17 protein-coding genes are annotated in these 17,409 nt (G+C 35.2%); 8 read left to right on the top strand and 9 right to left on the bottom strand.

Annotation, left to right across the window (positions count from 1 at the left end; all coding sequences use genetic code 11):
• Positions 1-3 precede the first annotated feature (3 nt).
• The 7 genes from EL260_RS24845 to serS all read left to right on the top strand — a co-directional run bounded on the left by EL260_RS24845 (position 4) and on the right by serS (position 6,939).
• Positions 4-1,128 carry a hypothetical protein gene (locus EL260_RS24845; protein ID WP_123858191.1) on the top strand — a complete coding sequence of 375 codons (1,125 nt, stop codon included), beginning with the start codon at positions 4-6 and terminating at the stop codon, positions 1,126-1,128.
• Between the two features lie 135 nt (positions 1,129-1,263).
• Positions 1,264-2,100 (top strand): FkbM family methyltransferase, encoded by an 837-nt coding sequence (locus EL260_RS24840; protein WP_123858190.1) that lies wholly within the window; start codon positions 1,264-1,266, stop codon positions 2,098-2,100.
• Between the two features lie 82 nt (positions 2,101-2,182).
• Positions 2,183-2,671 (top strand): hypothetical protein, encoded by a 489-nt coding sequence (locus tag EL260_RS24835; protein ID WP_123858189.1) that lies wholly within the window; start codon positions 2,183-2,185, stop codon positions 2,669-2,671.
• A gap of 6 nt (positions 2,672-2,677) precedes the next feature.
• Entirely contained in the window at positions 2,678-3,790 is a 1,113-nt protein-coding gene (locus tag EL260_RS24830; RefSeq protein ID WP_123858188.1) for a glycosyltransferase, read from the top strand.
• A 47-nt stretch (positions 3,791-3,837) separates the two neighbouring features.
• Positions 3,838-5,073 (top strand): oligosaccharide flippase family protein, encoded by a 1,236-nt coding sequence (locus tag EL260_RS24825; RefSeq protein WP_164466575.1) that lies wholly within the window; start codon positions 3,838-3,840, stop codon positions 5,071-5,073.
• A 27-nt stretch (positions 5,074-5,100) separates the two neighbouring features.
• Positions 5,101-5,607, top strand: coding sequence for a hypothetical protein (locus EL260_RS24820; protein ID WP_123858186.1), 507 nt, complete (start codon positions 5,101-5,103; stop codon positions 5,605-5,607).
• Between the two features lie 63 nt (positions 5,608-5,670).
• Complete coding sequence (serS, locus tag EL260_RS24815) at positions 5,671-6,939, top strand: serine--tRNA ligase (protein WP_123858185.1); 1,269 nt, start codon at positions 5,671-5,673, stop codon at positions 6,937-6,939.
• Between the two features lie 52 nt (positions 6,940-6,991).
• Here the strand turns inward: serS and EL260_RS24810 are convergent, their stop codons facing one another.
• From EL260_RS24810 to EL260_RS24770, 9 genes are all read right to left on the bottom strand, one after another.
• Positions 6,992-7,735 carry a hypothetical protein gene (locus tag EL260_RS24810; protein ID WP_123858184.1) on the bottom strand — a complete coding sequence of 248 codons (744 nt, stop codon included), beginning with the start codon at positions 7,733-7,735 and terminating at the stop codon, positions 6,992-6,994.
• Between the two features lie 19 nt (positions 7,736-7,754).
• Positions 7,755-8,480, bottom strand: a complete 726-nt coding sequence (locus tag EL260_RS24805) for a sulfite exporter TauE/SafE family protein (protein WP_123858183.1) — start codon at positions 8,478-8,480, stop codon at positions 7,755-7,757.
• A complete protein-coding gene (locus EL260_RS24800) occupies positions 8,471-8,923 on the bottom strand; it encodes a FixH family protein (RefSeq protein ID WP_123858182.1) in 453 nt (150 codons plus the stop codon). The genes EL260_RS24805 and EL260_RS24800 overlap by 10 nt, the downstream gene beginning before the upstream one ends.
• Before the next feature lie 9 nt (positions 8,924-8,932).
• Positions 8,933-10,387: a cytochrome c oxidase accessory protein CcoG gene (gene ccoG, locus EL260_RS24795; protein ID WP_123858181.1), complete on the bottom strand. Its 1,455-nt coding sequence runs from the start codon at positions 10,385-10,387 to the stop codon at positions 8,933-8,935.
• A gap of 96 nt (positions 10,388-10,483) precedes the next feature.
• The gene (locus EL260_RS24790; RefSeq protein ID WP_123858180.1) at positions 10,484-11,365 is read right to left on the bottom strand and encodes a cbb3-type cytochrome c oxidase N-terminal domain-containing protein; all 882 of its coding nucleotides are present in this window, start codon (positions 11,363-11,365) and stop codon (positions 10,484-10,486) included.
• Between the two features lie 10 nt (positions 11,366-11,375).
• Positions 11,376-11,576 carry a cbb3-type cytochrome oxidase subunit 3 gene (locus EL260_RS24785; protein ID WP_045501410.1) on the bottom strand — a complete coding sequence of 67 codons (201 nt, stop codon included), beginning with the start codon at positions 11,574-11,576 and terminating at the stop codon, positions 11,376-11,378.
• 17 nt (positions 11,577-11,593) lie between these two features.
• Positions 11,594-13,855, bottom strand: coding sequence for a cytochrome-c oxidase, cbb3-type subunit I (ccoN, locus tag EL260_RS24780; protein ID WP_123858179.1), 2,262 nt, complete (start codon positions 13,853-13,855; stop codon positions 11,594-11,596).
• A 21-nt stretch (positions 13,856-13,876) separates the two neighbouring features.
• Positions 13,877-14,086, bottom strand: coding sequence for a cbb3-type cytochrome oxidase assembly protein CcoS (ccoS, locus tag EL260_RS24775; RefSeq protein ID WP_123858178.1), 210 nt, complete (start codon positions 14,084-14,086; stop codon positions 13,877-13,879).
• Positions 14,087-14,195: 109 nt separating this feature from the next.
• Positions 14,196-16,574, bottom strand: coding sequence for a heavy metal translocating P-type ATPase (locus tag EL260_RS24770; RefSeq protein ID WP_123858177.1), 2,379 nt, complete (start codon positions 16,572-16,574; stop codon positions 14,196-14,198).
• An 89-nt stretch (positions 16,575-16,663) separates the two neighbouring features.
• Between EL260_RS24770 and EL260_RS24765 the strand changes: the two genes are divergently transcribed.
• Positions 16,664-17,377, top strand: coding sequence for a Crp/Fnr family transcriptional regulator (locus EL260_RS24765; RefSeq protein ID WP_123858176.1), 714 nt, complete (start codon positions 16,664-16,666; stop codon positions 17,375-17,377).
• Positions 17,378-17,409 lie beyond the last annotated feature (32 nt).

The following is a 17,409-nucleotide window of genomic DNA, read 5'->3' as shown; positions in this document are numbered from 1 at the left end:
TTTATGAAGGTAGAATTGAAACTCTCCTTTTTATTTATTATTTCGATACTTGCTGCTCTTACATTCTGGAATTACCAAAACAGAGTATATAACTGGGATATGCCGGGATATTTAGGAAGTATGTATACTTCTGAGTTCCCGAATTCACAAGATAAAGTTCGAATTATAACTTACGATGAAATAAAAAAAGAAGCACCTGCAGACCAGTATACAGATATCATCGGCATAAAGCAGTGGAACATTCCAAGGCAGTATTTCGTAAAAAACACACAATCTTTTACAGAACAATTACCCTATTTTCAAATCAAAGTAGGATATATTCTTGTAATAACTCTCTTTTATAAGTTGGGACTTTCCTCTCCAATGGCAGTATTGTTTACCAGTCTTATTTCTTATTTTTTTTCAGGGTTACTATTATTTTATATTCTCAAACTCCTATTTCCGAAGAAATATTGGTTTGCAATAGGACTAACGGTTGCAGCCATGCTTTTGCCGCCCATGACGGATATGGCGAGAATTTCGACACCGGATATGTTTATTTTTCAGTTTATCCTGATTTTTATCATCGGTTTGATCAAAAAATGGAACAAATGGGGGATGTTTGTACTTCTGTTTGCCATCACCTTTATACGTCCGGACTATATTACATTTACCCTGACTTATATTATTGCCGTTTTCTTCTTTTACTATTTTAAAGAAAAGAAGATTGATTTTTCCCTTATTGCACAGGGTGCAGTACTTCTGCTGATATATCTGGCAATTATTAAATTTTACCATTATCCCGGTTGGAAAGACGTTTTTTACGATACTTTTATCGACAGAAGACCTTTTATTTCCACCCATCCTATTGAAGTAAGCGTAAGAGACTATCTGAGTGTTATTTATATCAGGATGATCTACTTTAAAAAAGTGACTCTGTCTGTAATCATCATGATTACAATAGTATTTTGGTGTTCCAAAGATGCATGGGTAAGAATGATTTCAGTACTTTTCCTGGTGAATGTGTATATCAAATTCTTTTTCTTTCCGCACACGGCAGCATTGAGACTATTCTTTCCGTTTATTTTTCCGCTTTTCATTATGATGCTCCATGCATTGAGTCAAAAATATTATACTATTAAAAATTAAATGATTGTATGGCTTAAGAAATGAATATGATATAATATCTAGACATTTCAAGAATGTAAACGAAGATGTATAACATCAAATCATACAGTTCAGGAAGAATCCCTGGTTTTGTTTTTTTATTCAAAATGCTGTAAATTGCAGTCAGATAAAACGAGTATGGGAAGTCTTTTAGCTTCATTTTTTAAATTCATCATAGGTTTCCCTTTTTTCAGACAAAAGTTTTTTGCCTTTCATAAATATATCTTTAACCCTTATCATCTTTTTAATGGAGTAAAGAAAAGCATTGTTTACCGAGGTAATATTATCCTTAATTTAGATCTTGATGACTGGATTCAGCAACAACTTTATTTTGTTGGAGACTATGAAAAGAACGAAATAGATTATCTATACTCTGTTTTACAGGATGGAGATACTTTCATAGACGTAGGCGGGAATATTGGTTTATTTTCATTAAATGCATCCAGAATTATTGGAAATAATGGTCATGTGTACGCTTTTGAAGCCTTTAATCCTAATTATAAAAAATTTTCCCAGCATCTTTCTATTAATAATTTTAAAAATGTAACTCTTGAGCACCTGGCTGTTGCGGATAAAAATGATTACATTGAAATTTTATACAACGAAAGTTATGGAAATGTAGGCATGGCTTCATTGTATCTTGAAGATTTCACGGCAAAAGAGAAGGTAAAAAGTATCATTCTGGATGATTATGTTAGAAATCAAAAGATTACAAAGATTGATCTTATTAAAATAGATATTGAAGGCGGTGAATTTTCAGCACTACAGGGTATGCACGAGATACTTAACCATTACCAACCTAAAATTATCATAGAAATAAACAATATAGCACTGAAAAATTCAAATCATAGCGAAGAAGAACTCATCCATTTACTTGTTGAAAAAGGCTATTCTCAGACCAAAGTATTAAGTAGAAATGAGAATTCTTATAATGCTGTTTTTGAATGTCTTTAATTGGGAAGAATATCTTTACAGGATATAAGTCACATTCTGTCTGAAGAAAAAAGCGTAATTTTATCCTCTAAATTGATTAGATATGAAAATTGAAGAATCAAACGTTGTAGAAACAAACGATTACAGAGTTATTATATATCCGGCATCCAGGCCATTTGAAACTAAAGAAGCAAAAGCTATTACGGAAAAACTATTTGATTTTCTTGCAACTTGGGCTGCGCATGGAAAGCCACTTTCATCATCCTTCAAAATTGAAAAAAATCAATTCATTATTGTATGTGTTGATGAAGAGAAGGAGATGGCTTCAGGATGCAGTATTGATGCTTTAGGGAAGGTAATGAGAGAGATTGATGAAGAGTATCAGTTGGGATTATTTGACAGAATGAAAGCCAGTTTCGTAGAAAACGGAGAGGTAAAAACATTAAAGCTTCTTGATTTCAAGAACAAATTAAGAAACGGCGAATTGTCAAAAGATATTGAGGTTTTTGATTTTTCTAAAAATACTTATTTGGATTTTTTAAGCCATTTCCTTCTTCCATTGGAGAAAAGCTGGGCTTCTTCCATAAAATAATCTCTATTGAAAATCCTGTATATTTCCTCATGGTTTCCCAACAAGTTGGAGCCTACGAATGGCAACTTTGTACAACGTCATGCAGAAGCCGTTGCGTCCTTGCATGAGGTAGAAATACTACATGCTATTGGGGATTTCTCCCAAGATCAGGAATTTATTTTTGATGATCAGAAGATCAACGGAATAAGAACTCTTATTGTATATTATAAAAGCTCAAAAAATCCGTTACTGAATTTTAGAAATAGGATGCAGGCTTACCAAAAGGGTTTCCTTGAGTTACAAAAGCCTGATTTGGTACATGCAAACATATTGCATAATTCCATGCTTTTTGCGGTTTATCTAAAGGAAAAATATAAGATTCCCTTTGTGGTTTCAGAACACTGGTCAGGTTTTCTTCAGATCAATAGATCCAAAATTTCATTTACAAGTATTCTTACGGCACGATATATTGCCCGGAAAGCCTCTTTCTTATTTCCTGTAAGTAAAACTCTGATGGATAATTTAAAAGATCTTAAAATCGGTAAAAACTTTAAGGTCATCGGAAATGTGGTTAACACAGATCTTTTTTTTCCGGAAAATAAACAAAGCAATACATTTACATTTCTTCATATATCGAATCTTATTTCCCTTAAGAACCCAGATGCTATCATAGAAGCTGCAATTAGGCTAAGAAAGGATTTTAAGAACTTTGAACTCCAAATTGGAGGCGACGGGGATGTAGAGCAATTAAATAGACTTATCGAAAAGTATGATGGAAAGAGTTACATCAAAACATTTGGAGAAATTTCATATACAGAGGTTGCTGAAAAAATGAAAAAAAGCAATTGCTTTGTCCTTTTCAGTGATTATGAAAGTTTTTCGTGTGTTTTGTTAGAATCTCTTTCTTCTGGGGTTCCGGTGATTGCAACGCGTGTAGGAGCAATTCCTGAAATTATTGGAGAAAATCAGGGAATTATCATTGAAAAATCTAAAGACGAACTCTATAGAGCAATGAAGAATATGCTGAATGGAAATTATAAAGCAGATTCTCCGGAAAAACTTCATCAATATGTTGTCGAAAAGTTTTCAGTATCGGCAATAGCAGATAAATTTAATCAGGCATTTAAAAATATAATATAAGACTGTTAAGTTCTAAATGCTCCGTTGATAAGGTTGAAATGAAAAGCATGAAAGATTTTTTTAGAAATTTTTTTAACAATAGTGGACATCATGTTTTCTTTTCATTCCTTATTGCTAAAATCTGCAGTTTTTTAGGATCTTTGCTGATTATCAGATTATTGCCTGAAAATGAATTTGGAGTCTTAAGCATTGTCCTTTCTGTCTTAACTATTTTTGCTCCATTTACAGGATTTGGAAGCAGCCAGAGTTTAATCCGTTTCGGATCTATCTCATCTGATAAAGAGGAAAAATTAAAAATTTCATCTTATTTTTTTTTCAAAGGAATTTTTTTTGAAGTCATTCTGATTCTCCTGTTTCTAAGTGCTTCTGTTTTCTATTTTCATAAGTATGAAGATATCTTCATTATTTTTATGGCCTGTGCGGTAAGGCTTGGAGGGTTTTATTTTCTCAATCATATTCAGGTATTTTACCGAATTACCGGCAGCAATCAGATATTTGCCAGAATCAATAATGTTGTGAATATCGGAGGACTGTTGTTGGTTTTAATTCTTACCTATTTTTTTAAGTTTTACGGATATCTTATTGCCATCAGTATTGCACCGTATTTATCTTTAGTATGGTTAAAGAAGGATATCTATTCGCATCGGGCATTCAAACTTGAAAATTATAAAGAGATGTGGAGATACGGTATCTTTACTGGTCTTACATCCCTTACTTCAGATGCTTTGTTTTCATTGGATATTCTGTTACTTGGATTGATGATGAATGAGAATGCCGTTGCCAATTACAGAACTGCTATTCTGATTCCTTCTAATATCATTTTTTTGGCGACCAGTTTTCTGCAGAGTGACTTTCCGGTTCTCTCAAAGAATTTTAAGAATAAAAAGTTTCTGCAGTCCTATGTTGTGAACTTTAATAAATTTTTCATTCCCATTTGCCTGGGAATTCTGCTTTTCTTTTATCTATTTAAAAAGTACATTATCATTTTCTTTTTTGGAGAATCTTATGCGGAGAATACAACATTATTCATGATTTTATCGGTGGGTTTTACACTAGGAATGCTGACCAGAAATCTTTACGGGAATCTTTTGCCGGCTGTAGGTAAAGTAGAAATCAATACTTGGCTCAGTGCGGGATCGCTCTTATTTCTGGCTGTATTAGCATATATATTGGTTCCTGTTTACGGTACCATTGGGATGGGAATTGCCATGACGGCAACATTGCTTATTTCAGGTTTGGGTTTTCTGTTTTTTTTCTTTTCCTACTTAAGGAAACTGCCTTAATGATAAAATCTTTTTATCTTTGTTGGAATGAAAAATATTTTTCTTTATATCTTATTATTTAGTTGTGTGGTTATCAGCTGTGGTCAGGATGAAGAATCTCTGCAAAGAATTGACCAGATAATGAATATCTATATGAAATCGGATACTAATCCGGATTTGTTGAATGCTAAAAAAAGTGGTTCTTTTACCAGCTATTCAGTGAATGATCTATTGGGGGATAAAGATAACTCTCCTGTTACAACGATTCCTCTAAGAATGAGACAAGATTCTGTTTTTTATATAGAATATATTGCAGGAGCAAAAAGGAAGAAATTTGATTCTGCGGGTACAACCTATTATTCGAAGATGGCAGTTACCTTAAATAGAACTGTTAATAATACGCCTCAGGCTGTTACTACAGATATTTTAGAAATTCATTACCGAAATTCGCCGGAACTTTTTCAGGTTTCTGAAGTTTTATACAATACAAAATCTGTATTTTCAAAAGAATTTGGTACTCCCAATTCTATAAATAACGTAACTATCACAAAATAGTTTTAAATTTGTAAGATTGTTAGCCTATATTAGGCTAAATTTAATATTTAACAGCTCAATAAAATGTTACAAGTCAATTTTTTACGCGACAATAAAGAACGCGTTTTAGAAGGTCTTCAAAAAAGACAATTCAAGAATCTTGAGTTGGTAGACGAAGCTATTGCTACTGACGAAGAAAGAAAAAGAATCCAATTTGAATTAGATTCCCAACTTTCCGAGATCAATAAGATTTCCAAGGAAATTGGACTTTTGATGAAGGAAGGAAAGAAAGAAGAAGCGGAATCTGCAAAATCTAAAACAGCACAGTACAAAGAGTCGAGTTCAGAATTGAAAATTCAACTAGAAGTAAAAGAAACTGAATTATTGAATATTCTGTACCAGCTTCCTAACATTCCAAATGAACTGGTAAAAAATGGTGCTTCTGCTGATGATAACGAGAACATTTTCCAGTCTCATACCGTTGAAGGTCTTGGTGAAGGAGCTATTCCTCACTGGGAACTGGCTAAAAAATATAACCTTATCGATTTTGAATTAGGAGTAAAAATAGCTGGAGCAGGATTTCCTGTTTATCTAGGAAAAGGAGCAAGATTACAACGAGCCTTGGTTCAGTATTTCCTTGATAAAAATGTTGAGAAAGGGTATACAGAAGTAAACCCGCCTCACGTAGTGAATGAAGCTTCAGGTTTTGGAACAGGACAGTTACCTGATAAAGAGGGACAGATGTATTATATCAATGAAGATAAATTATATCTGATTCCGACTGCAGAAGTTCCTGTAACGAACCTTTACCGTGATGTATTATTGGATGAGAAAGATCTTCCGATTAAACATACGGCTTTCTCTCAGTGCTATAGAAGAGAAGCAGGAAGCTATGGTGCGCATGTAAGAGGTTTAAACCGTCTTCACCAATTCGAAAAAGTAGAGATCGTAAGAATTGAAAAACCTGAAAACTCTTATGCTGTACTGGAAGAAATGGTAGAACACATCAAGGAAATTCTTACAGATCTTGAACTTCCATTCAGAGTATTAAGACTTTGTGGTGGGGATACGGGGTTTGCATCTGCTATGACCTATGATTTCGAAGTGTGGAGTGCAGCACAGGAAATGTGGCTTGAAGTAAGTTCTGTTTCCAACTTTGAGACATTCCAGGCAAACAGATTGAAGTGCCGTTACAAAGCAGACGGTAAGTCTCAGTTGGTTCATACACTGAATGGTTCTGCTATGGCATTGCCAAGAATTATGGCAGCATTGCTAGAAAACAATCAGACTGCGGAAGGAATTAAGCTTCCTAAGAAGATTGCTGAATATGCAAGATTTGATATGATCAACTAATTTGATTTAGTTCCAAATAAAAACCCACCGAATTTCGGTGGGTTTTGCTTTTTTATTCAGTTACAATGATGATCTTTTTATCAGCATTTTTCAACTTTGCTTCCTTATCATTCATTGTTTTCAAATCGTATTCTATCCTTACTGAATAGTCATCTACCTGTTTCAGCCAGTCATGTTTGCCTGTGATAGATTTTATTTTGTTTTCAAACTTTAAAGTAGTTCCTATATTTTTCAAAAACATCATCATCATTCCCTCCATATGATCTGTCTCTTCTTTCGAACCTTGAGATCGAAGGATTTCTTCAATATTTTTAACATTGAAAAAATCAGTATTAATGGTTAGTATTTTTCCATCCCAGTTATTGAATAAATTTTGATCAAATGGTAATTTTTCGGCTTTATTGAAATTTTTAAAGTTCTCAAAATCATTTGACGTAAAATGATCTATTTTAAAAGAAAATCCTATAGGGAGAGGTTTATGGTCTTCTTTTGTTGACTTAACAAAAACCTTCTTTATAAGTCTGATCGTATCCTGATTTTCAGTCTTTAGTTTTCCTTCTTTCTTTAGAAGATCATACATGCTTGTCCAGACTGTTGGAAATCGATCGATGTCTTTAAATTTTTCTTGCTTCGATGAATCAGGAGTCATAGCTTGCATTTCTGCTATAAATTCTCTGGTATCAATATCCGTAATCATAGATGTAGCTGCATCTTTATGATAAAGTACCTCAGTATTGATGTTGCAAGATTGCAGGGTAAACAGACTTATTAATAATAAGACGATTGCTTTCTTCATGGTATATTATAAATTCTAGTTAATGGCAGTTAACGGCTCCATTTGGATCTTTTGAAATAGTCATGGATTCGGCTTTTGGCGAAACATAAGGAATGCCCAGTTCTAGACCTCTGAGAATGAAAAGTCCACCCAAAATAATCATAATGACAGGCACCGCCTTTAAAACTTTTGTTCTGAAGGCCTGATTCATGAGGTTTCCGGCCAGAACGATGGCAAACATGAATGGAAGGGTTCCTAACCCAAATAAAGCCATATATAAAGCTCCCTGCCATATCCCTCCGCCTGCAAGGCTTGCAGTGAGAGCCATATAAACCATTCCGCAGGGTAAAAAACCATTAAGAATTCCAGTTGTAAATCTCGAACGGTAATCAGCTTTTTGCAGGAGACGTCCTAAATTTGACTTTACTGAATATAAAAATTTGGACAAAAAAGGAATCTTTGAGGCAAAATCTTTTCCGCCAAATGAAAATACAGCCATAATAATAAGCAGGGCGCCGGCAGTGATGGTCAGGTATTTTTGAAAACCAGCCATCTCAAATCCCTGTCCTATAATTCCAAGAAGCGCACCTAATAATGAATAGGTGAAAATCCTTCCAAACTGATAAGTAAGATTCTGAAGATAAAAATTAGCAGCCTGTTTCTTGGTTAATCCCATCGATAAAGCAATAGGCCCACACATTCCGATACAGTGAAAACCGGAAGCAAAGCCTAAGGCAATAGCCGATACAATAAGTCCTATTTCCATATCACATCATAATCCATTCTATAGTCTGTTTTGTCTTTTGTCCAGCTCAGTCTTAAGGTATAGTTACCCATTTTCAATACCTGTGCAGGTATAATGAATGATTGACTGCCATCAAGCTCTACAGATTTTTTGATGTCTAAATTCTGGTCGTCGGTTCTGTTTAAAACAAATTTTACCGTAGTGTTTGAATTATTATAATCTTTTGGAAAGTGAATTTTAATTCCATGAGTGTCCTGGCTGTATACAGGTTTTTCCTGTAGTTCATCTGCCCTTTTCTTGGAATCAATTACATCCTGATATTGTAATTCCTCCTCATAATAATTATCGGTTACCATTTCAGAATTCTTTTGCCCGTTTGGGAAAAGAAACATCATGGATAATATAAAAATAATAAATGCTAATAATGCAATTACAACACCGTGTCCCCAACTAAAGTTCTTCATTTTGTCTAATTAAAATTGTAATTTAAATGGTCCCTCAAAATAAGTTTGATAAGAATCTACCAGTTTACCTTTCATATCGTAAACTCCGATCGTAATGTTCTGTTTAGAAAGCTTCATTTCATCTTCCGGAAAGCTGATATTGATCGTTCCTTTGGTAATTTTATCTCTATCTACCTGAATTTTACTAGATGCACTGTAAGTGATTTCTCCATGTGCAGGGTCTATTACCTTGATGGTAACAATTTTCTTTTCATTGGTCTTATTCAGGAAAGTATAATTATAAGTATTAATAATTTTTCCTTCTTTCACAAAGAATGTGCTTCCAGCGGGTTTAATGAATTTAGCTTCCATTTCCCCACGGCTATATAATAGATATCCTAAGAATCCTACCAGAAGAAATAAGAATATACTGAATCCTTTCATTCTTCCTGTAAATTTAAACTGAGTTTGTTTTTCAATTTCATTTTCAGAAGCATATCTTACCAAACCTTTTGGAAGTCCTACTTTTTCCATGACTTCGTCACAGGCATCAATACATGCGGTACAGTTGATACATTCCAGCTGTTGCCCGTCTCTGATATCAATTCCGGTAGGACATACTACTACACACTGATGGCAATCGATACAGTCTCCTTTACCAGCTGCTTTTCTGTCTTCACCTTTTCTCCATTTTGATCTGTTTTCTCCTCTTTTGAAATCATAGAAAACATTGATTGTATCTTTATCAATCAATACTCCCTGAAGTCTTCCGTAAGGGCAAACCAAAGTACATACCTGTTCTCTGAACCATGCAAATACAAAGTAAAATGCAGCGGTAAGAAGAATCATTACAATGAAATTGGTAGGATGCGTAAATGGTCCTTCAGAAACAATTCTGAATACTTGTTCATAACCCACAATATACATAAACATAAAGTGAGTGATGATGAGTGAAATAATGATATAAACAGACCATTTTAAAGTTCTTTTCCAGATCTTCTCGCTGTCCCATTCCTGTCTGTCCAGCTTCATCTGCTTGTTTCGGTCACCTTCAATCAGATATTCGATTTTACGGAAAATGGATTCCATAAAAATTGTCTGAGGGCAAATCCACCCGCAGAAAATTCTTCCGAATGCAATCGTAAAAACGATAATAAAGATTAAAGATGCGATGGCACCTAAAGTCAGGATAAAAAAGTCTTGTGGATAGAAAGGTTGTCCAAAGATGAAAAACTCTCTGTCTATGACATTAAACATCAACAATGGGTTACCATTGATTTTGATGAACGGTAATGAAAAATAAATAATTAATAGGAGATAACTTACAATGTTTCTATAGTTGGTGTATTTCCCTTTTGGTTTTCTCGGAAATACCCATCTTCTTTTACCGGATTGCTCCATTGTCCCGATAGAATCTCTGTAAGTCTCAGGGTCCAGAACCTGTCCCTGTCCGCCTCGTACTTCTATTTCTTCTATGTCTGACATATTGTAATGTGTTTAAAAAAGAAAAAACATAATTCGTTACTATTTTTAAGGTAATAACAAATTATGTTTTTTTCATATGTTTCTAATTTTTCTAAATTATTCTTTTTCCCAATGTGCTTCAGTTCCTTGAGGAGCTGCTCCTCCTTGAGCCTGAGTCACTGGTGGTAATTCCTGGTTGATGTGATATACATACGCTGCAATCTTTTCAATTTCAGCTCCAGAAACTTCTCCGTTTTTACCAAATGCTCTCATCGCAGGGTTAGTAGGAGAACCATTCCAGTCCATGTGGAATACGTTTTTGAATAACGTCTTCTCAGGTTGGTTGATCCAGAAGTTATCAGTAAGGTTTGGACCAATACCTCCACTACCGTCTTCTTTGTGACAAGATGCACAGTTTGTCTTGAATAATTCTTTACCTTCTGCAATATTATCAGCTGAATATTTAGCTGTTTCAATGGTTACAGGAGGCTGGCTTGCTTCATAAATTGCAATACTTGCCAATTGTTCTTTGTATTCCTTTTCATATTCGCTTAATGGGTGAGCGAAATCTGTAAACGCATACGCTGCAATATATACAATACAAAAAGCAGTCCCAAAGTAGAATAAACCTACCCACCATTTTGGTAATTGGTTATCCAGCTCCATAATTCCATCAAAACCATGGTCAATAAGGATATCTTTTTCTTCTGTATCAGATTGCTTTTTGAAGGCTGCTGCATACATTCTTTTGAAGAAAGGAATTTTCTTTTCAGCTAAATAAGCCGCTTTCTCTTCCGGAGATAATTTTTTGAATTTGTTGTTTTCAATCAAATCTCCAATAGCACTGTGGATAAAGGCAAGGATACCAGCTATCACAACAGTTCCCCAGAAGTAAGGCGAAGCTAGGAACGCGTAGCTCTGCACAAACAAATAATAAAAAACTATTAAAAGTCCAATTATTATCAAGATGTTTACAACAACAGGTGTTCTTTGTTTCATAAAAAATAGTTTAATTTTTTAAATTAAAATCATCGTCTTCATCCTCTCCAAGGGGAGCTTCTTCTTCCTCTTTGTAATATTTCTTAGGCTTGCTAAAAACATAAATTACCAGAGCAACGAAAAACAGCATAAAGAAAATCAGAGCCAGCGTCTGGTAGAAACCAGCGTTTTCTGTATTGGATAATATATCTTTAAAGTTCTGAGGAATCATACTAAGTTTTAATGTTTTTAGTTATTACTTGCTGTTTTAATTTCAGTTGTTTTAATATCAGTTCCTAGTCTTTGAAGATAAGAAATAAGAGCAATGATTTCTTTTTTCTCTAATTCTCCCTGAGGTCTCTTAGCATAAGCCTCTTTCAAGTCATTTGCTTCAGAGAAGATATCTTTTACAATTTTTGCCGATTGGTTGTCTGCCCATTTATCTGCAGAATCGATTTGAGCTTTTGTATAAGGTACATCAAATGTATTCTTCATAAGCTTCAATTTATCTACCATTTTAGACCTGTCTAAATTCGTAGCAATTAACCAAGGGTAACGAGGCATGATAGAACCTGCAGAGGTTGATCTTGGGTTATACATGTGCTTGTAGTGCCAAGAACTTGGGTTTTTACCTCCTTCTCTATGTAAATCCGGTCCAGTTCTCTTAGATCCCCAAAGGAATGGTCTGTCATATACAAATTCCCCAGCTTTAGAGTACTGTCCGTTTTTACCGTTAAATCTTGTAATCTCATCTCTGAACGGTCTGATCATCTGAGAGTGACAAGCATTACATCCTTCACGGATATAAATATCTCTACCTTCAAGTTCTAGTGGAGAATAAGGCTTCACCGCTGAAATAGTAGGTACACTTTTCTTAAGGGATAGGGTAGGGATGATTTCAACCATACTTCCTATTGAAATTGTAAACAATGATAATACTGTTAACAATAATGGCATTCTTTCCAACCAAAGGTGGAATCCTTCTCCTTCTTTACGTTTGTTCCCGATGTTTGCTAATGCAGGTGCTTCAGCAGGAACTTCTTTCTGGAATGATCCTTTTCTTACCGTAGCAATTACGTTAACGATCATTAAGATTGCTCCGGAAATATAGAAGATACCTCCTAAGAATCTCATTTTGAAGTAAGGAATAATCGCCGTTACAGTATCCAACCAGTTTTTCCATAATAATGTTCCGTCCGGGTTGAATTGCTTCCACATTAATCCTTGTGTGAATCCGGAAATATACATTGGTACTGCATAGAAAATAATTCCTAAAGTCCCTAACCAGAAATGCCAGTTAGCTAATTTTACAGACCAAATTTTTGTTCTCCACATAATAGGTACTAGGTAATAGATAACCCCGAATGCCATGAAACCATTCCATCCAAGAGCTCCTAAGTGTACGTGACCGATAACCCAGTCAGTAAAGTGACCAATTTTGTTGATGTTTTTCGTTGCCAATAGTGGTCCTTCAAACGTTGCCATACCATAACAAGTAACAGCTACTACGAAGAACTTAAGGATAGGATTTTCTCTTACTTTATCCCAAGCTCCTCTTAAGGTAAGAAGACCATTTAACATTCCTCCCCAAGACGGTGCGATAAGCATGATAGAGAAACCTGTTCCTACTGCCTGTGCCCATGCTGGAAGAGCGGTATACTGAAGGTGGTGAGGACCAGCCCAGATATATACGAAGATTAGTGACCAAAAGTGAATAATAGACAGTTTATATGAGAATACAGGTCTGTCTGCTGCTTTTGGTAAGAAGTAATACATTAAACCTAGAACTGGAGTTGTCAATACGAATGCTACCGCATTGTGACCATACCACCATTGTACGATGGCATCTTTTGCTCCTGCATATGCAGAATAAGATTTCCAGCCAGAGAAAGATAATGGAACTTCAAGGTTGTTGAAGATGTGAAGCATTGCTACAGCTACCCAAGTTCCAAGATAGAACCAAATAGCAACATACAAGTGCCTTACTCTTCTCTTTGAAATAGTCATGATCATGTTAACACCAAAAATGATCCATGAGAATGCAATCAGGATATCGATTGGCCACTCATGCTCAGCATATTCTTTAGAAGTATTAATACCCATAAAGAAGGTAATGAACGTAGCAACGATCATAAACTGCCAAGTCCAGAAGTGAATCCAAGATAATGTATCACTGTACATTCTTGTCTTCAATAATCTTTGCGTAGAGTAGTATACTCCTACATAAACAATATTACACACGAACGCAAAGATCACGGTATTGGTGTGCAACATTCTGATTCTACCAAAACCAAACGCTCCATGAGTGTTTATTAACCCTTGAATATTACCCGATGCCAAACTTTTAATGGTTGTGTCATCTGTACCGAATAAGAATTCAGGTAATTCAGGGTAGAAAAGCATTAATGCCGCCGTAAGCCCGAACGTAAATCCTATGAAACCAAAGATAATGGTCGCATAGAGGAACGCACGGACAATACTATTGTCATAACTAAACTTTTGTGTTTCCATATCAACTATTCACTATTTTTCTCAATTTTTATTATTTTCTCCTATTTCTTTCTCGTCTTTATCTTTGTCGCCAGTTTCATCTTTTTCCTTGACTTCGTCATCGAAAAGGATTCTGACAGCAGGAGATTCGTCGTCTTCAAACTGTCCTTTTCTGGCATACACTATAAATACGACCAGGAAGATCGCAGCTAAAGAAACACTGCAGACGATCATTAAATATAGAATATCCATTGGACAACAAAATTAACCTATTTTCGGGGTTCAAATTTAGTGAAAAATAATGACATTCATCACGAAATGCCGATTTCAGCTAATTTAAAATCAGTCTAAATAAGAGGGTTTAAGCCTGTTTTTTGAAGTATTTGCGACCCAGTATCCATGTTGAAACTGTCGTAAATGTAACTACCGTGATGGAGCTTGCTGGCATGATGAGAGCCGCGAAAAGCGGATGCATGTGCCCTGTAACTGCGTAACTTAACCCAACGATATTGTAAAGAAAACTAATTATAAATGTCATTTTCACAATGGTGATGGAGCCTTTGCAGACATTCAGATAGTTATCTAAAGTCACTACTTTTTCACCATTCATGATAACGTCAGAAGAAGGGGTAAAGCTGTTGGTGTCATCAGCAATGGCAATTCCTACATTGCTCTGCTTTAGGGCTCCTGCATCATTGAGTCCATCACCAAGCATGGCTACTTTCATGTTCTGATCCTGAAGATTTCTAATGTAGTTCAGTTTGTCTTCCGGGCTTTGGTTGAAAGCCATTCCTTTGTAGTTTGGAATGAGCTCTTTAAGCTGATTTTCCTCTGAGGAATTATCTCCACTCAGAATAAATATTTTGTAGTGGGTGAGTTTCTTGAATAGATCTTTAAGTTTAGGTCTGTATTCATTCTTAAAGATAAACTTGCCTAGGAATTCATCATTTTTGCTGATATAAACAGCGGTTTCTAGGTTTTTAGGCTCTTGATTGTTATAACGGGCAGAGCCGATTTTATAAAGATTTCCTCTTACGTTTGCCAAGTACCCTTTTCCTGAGATTTCCTGGAAGTCTTCCACGGGGAAATAATCATCATTCACTTCAATGAATTCATAAAGTGATTTAGAAAGAGGGTGGTTGGAGTTCTTTAATAATGTTTTGATATTCAGTTGGTCAAATTCGCTGATTTCAGAACCTTCAAACTTAATGTTTGATCTTTTTCTGTGAGTGATGGTTCCGGTTTTATCAAAAACAATAGTATCTAATTTGGCGATTTTTTCAATCGTTAGTGTGTCTTTTACATAAAATTTATTTCGACCTAAAATTCTCATAATGTGTCCGAAAGTGAAGGGTGCAGATAGTGCAAGCGCACAAGGACAAGCAATGATGAGAATTGCTGAAACAACCTGGAACATTTTCTCTAAATCGATGAATGCCCAGTAAATTCCAGAAATAAGAGCAATTCCTAAGATGATGAATGTAAAGTATTTACTGATATTGTTGGTTAGAGTATCAAGACCCGTTTCGTGTTTCTTGAAGGCCTCTTTATTCCAGAGCTGAGTAAGATAACTCTGATCAACATCCTTAATCACCTCCAGTTCCAGAGATGATCCTATCTGTTTTCCACCAGCAAAAATTTTGTCTCCCGGTTGTTTGCTGATACTTTCACTTTCTCCTGTGATAAAACTGTTGTCAATGTTTCCTTCTCCGTTGATAAGGATGGCGTCTACCGGGATGATTTCCTGGTTTCTAACTAATATTCTGTCTCCAACTTTTATTTCGGAAAGGAGAATGTTTTCCTGTTTTCCTTCAAAGTCTACCTTGGTTACAGCAATAGGGTAGAATGATTTGTAATCTCTGTCATAAGAAAGAGCACTATAGGTTCTTTTTTGGAACAGTTTCCCCATCAGCATAAAGAACAGAAGTCCGCAAAGGGTGTCAAAATATCCGGGACCGTAATCTGTTGCTACTTCGTAAATACTTCTTCCGAAAAGAACAAATATCCCTAATACAATAGGAACGTCAATGTTGACAATTTTATTTTTTAATCCGTACCAAGCGGATTTGTAATAATCTGAAGCGGAATAAAATACAACGGGGCAGGCTAATAAGAACATCAGAACCCTGAAAAGACCTTTGTAATGTTCCATCCAGTAGTCTTCCCCACCCACATATTCTGGGAATGCTAAAAACATCCCGTTTCCGAAAGCAAAACCTGCAATCGCAAACTTTATAAGAAGTGATTTGTCAAGATGGTCAACATTTTTCTCAGCAGTTTCAAGGCTGATAACGGGTTTATATCCTAAATTGGTTAGGAAATTAGCAAGTTCGCTTAATTTTAGATCGTTATGGTTGAATGAGATCTGTAAGGTCTTTCTTGTGAAGTTAACCTGAGAATATTTAATATAAGGATTCAGGGTATGAAGGCTTTCCAGTAACCAGATGCAAGAGGAACAGTGAATTACAGGAATCTTGAATGTGACAAGACTGGTGTTTCCTTCAGAGAAATCGGTAACTTTTTCAAAAATTTCCGGAGTATCTAAATAATCGAACTGGGTAGAATTTTCATCACCCGGACGAATTCCTGCCCCTTTATTAAGTTCATAGAAATTACTTAAATTATTTATATTCAGAATTTCATAAACAGACTTACAGCCATTGCAACAGAAAGTCTTTTCATCAAACAAAATTCTCTCTTTTTCTATACCTTGACCACAATGAAAACAGTTCTCGCTCACCTCCCTAAAATATTGAACTACAAAATTATAACAATTTTTTTTGTTTATCGAGTTAAAAAGTTCTATTTTTGTGATAAATATCATATAAAATGCCGCAGGAACAACAGATAGCCATTGAAGAGAGGTTCGCCAGAGTTTTTAATGATAAATCTTTTAAGGAAAGACTTTCTAGCGCAGATTTTGAAAAATATATTAACGGTAAAAAAAGATTGAGTTTTCAGAAACACGATACTATTTTTGAAGATGGAGAGACTCCAAAAGGGGTGTTTGTACTTGAAAATGGGGCCGCTAAACTTTCAAAATCAGGTGCATTTGGGAAAGATCAGATTTTAAGATTTATTAAAGAAGGGGATATTATCGGCTATCGTTCTTTGCTTTGCGGGGAAAACTTCCAAGCTAAAGCAGAAGCCATGACAGACATTGAGTGTGTTTTCTTACCAGCAGATATCTTTATGTATCTTCTAGAGGTAGATCCGCAATTGTCTTTCGTAATGCTTCAAAAAATTTCTTACGAATTAGGAGAATCTTCCAATACCATTACGTTCCTTGCCCAGAAAACGGTAAGAGAAAGGCTGGCTGAAATATTGCTGCTTTTGGAACAGAAATTAGGAGTAGATCCTGAAGGATTTATCAAAATTTCATTAACAAGAGAAGAAATTGCCAACATTATTGGTACGGCTACAGAAAGCGCCATCCGTTTGATCTCAGAATTCAAACAGGATAGCCTGATAGAAGTTGACGGACGAAACATCAAGATTCTAAATCACGATAAACTCATGAAACTCGGTCACGTAGTTTTATAAAAATCATAAAAACTTAAGTCGGCTGAATGGCC

It is taken from the genome of Chryseobacterium nakagawai (assembly GCF_900637665.1).
GTDB classification, from domain to species: domain Bacteria; phylum Bacteroidota; class Bacteroidia; order Flavobacteriales; family Weeksellaceae; genus Chryseobacterium; species Chryseobacterium nakagawai.
Note: the sequence above shows the minus strand (reverse complement) of the source record. Positions and strands in the feature narration are given on the sequence as shown.

What these genes read in the sequence shown, in the direction of transcription:
- EL260_RS24790 (WP_123858180.1), bottom strand. Translation starts at nt 11,365, where the DNA reads ATGAAACAAAGAACACCTGTTGTTGTAAACATCTTGATAATAATTGGA.
- EL260_RS24765 (WP_123858176.1), top strand. Translation starts at nt 16,664, where the DNA reads ATGCCGCAGGAACAACAGATAGCCATTGAAGAGAGGTTCGCCAGAGTT.
- ccoS (WP_123858178.1), bottom strand. Translation starts at nt 14,086, where the DNA reads ATGGATATTCTATATTTAATGATCGTCTGCAGTGTTTCTTTAGCTGCG.
- ccoG (WP_123858181.1), bottom strand. Translation starts at nt 10,387, where the DNA reads ATGTCAGACATAGAAGAAATAGAAGTACGAGGCGGACAGGGACAGGTT.
- EL260_RS24810 (WP_123858184.1), bottom strand. Translation starts at nt 7,735, where the DNA reads ATGAAGAAAGCAATCGTCTTATTATTAATAAGTCTGTTTACCCTGCAA.
- EL260_RS24825 (WP_164466575.1), top strand. Translation starts at nt 3,838, where the DNA reads ATGAAAGATTTTTTTAGAAATTTTTTTAACAATAGTGGACATCATGTT.
- ccoN (WP_123858179.1), bottom strand. Translation starts at nt 13,855, where the DNA reads ATGGAAACACAAAAGTTTAGTTATGACAATAGTATTGTCCGTGCGTTC.
- EL260_RS24835 (WP_123858189.1), top strand. Translation starts at nt 2,183, where the DNA reads ATGAAAATTGAAGAATCAAACGTTGTAGAAACAAACGATTACAGAGTT.
- EL260_RS24785 (WP_045501410.1), bottom strand. Translation starts at nt 11,576, where the DNA reads ATGATTCCTCAGAACTTTAAAGATATATTATCCAATACAGAAAACGCT.
- EL260_RS24820 (WP_123858186.1), top strand. Translation starts at nt 5,101, where the DNA reads ATGAAAAATATTTTTCTTTATATCTTATTATTTAGTTGTGTGGTTATC.
- EL260_RS24805 (WP_123858183.1), bottom strand. Translation starts at nt 8,480, where the DNA reads ATGGAAATAGGACTTATTGTATCGGCTATTGCCTTAGGCTTTGCTTCC.
- EL260_RS24800 (WP_123858182.1), bottom strand. Translation starts at nt 8,923, where the DNA reads ATGAAGAACTTTAGTTGGGGACACGGTGTTGTAATTGCATTATTAGCA.
- EL260_RS24845 (WP_123858191.1), top strand. Translation starts at nt 4, where the DNA reads ATGAAGGTAGAATTGAAACTCTCCTTTTTATTTATTATTTCGATACTT.
- serS (WP_123858185.1), top strand. Translation starts at nt 5,671, where the DNA reads ATGTTACAAGTCAATTTTTTACGCGACAATAAAGAACGCGTTTTAGAA.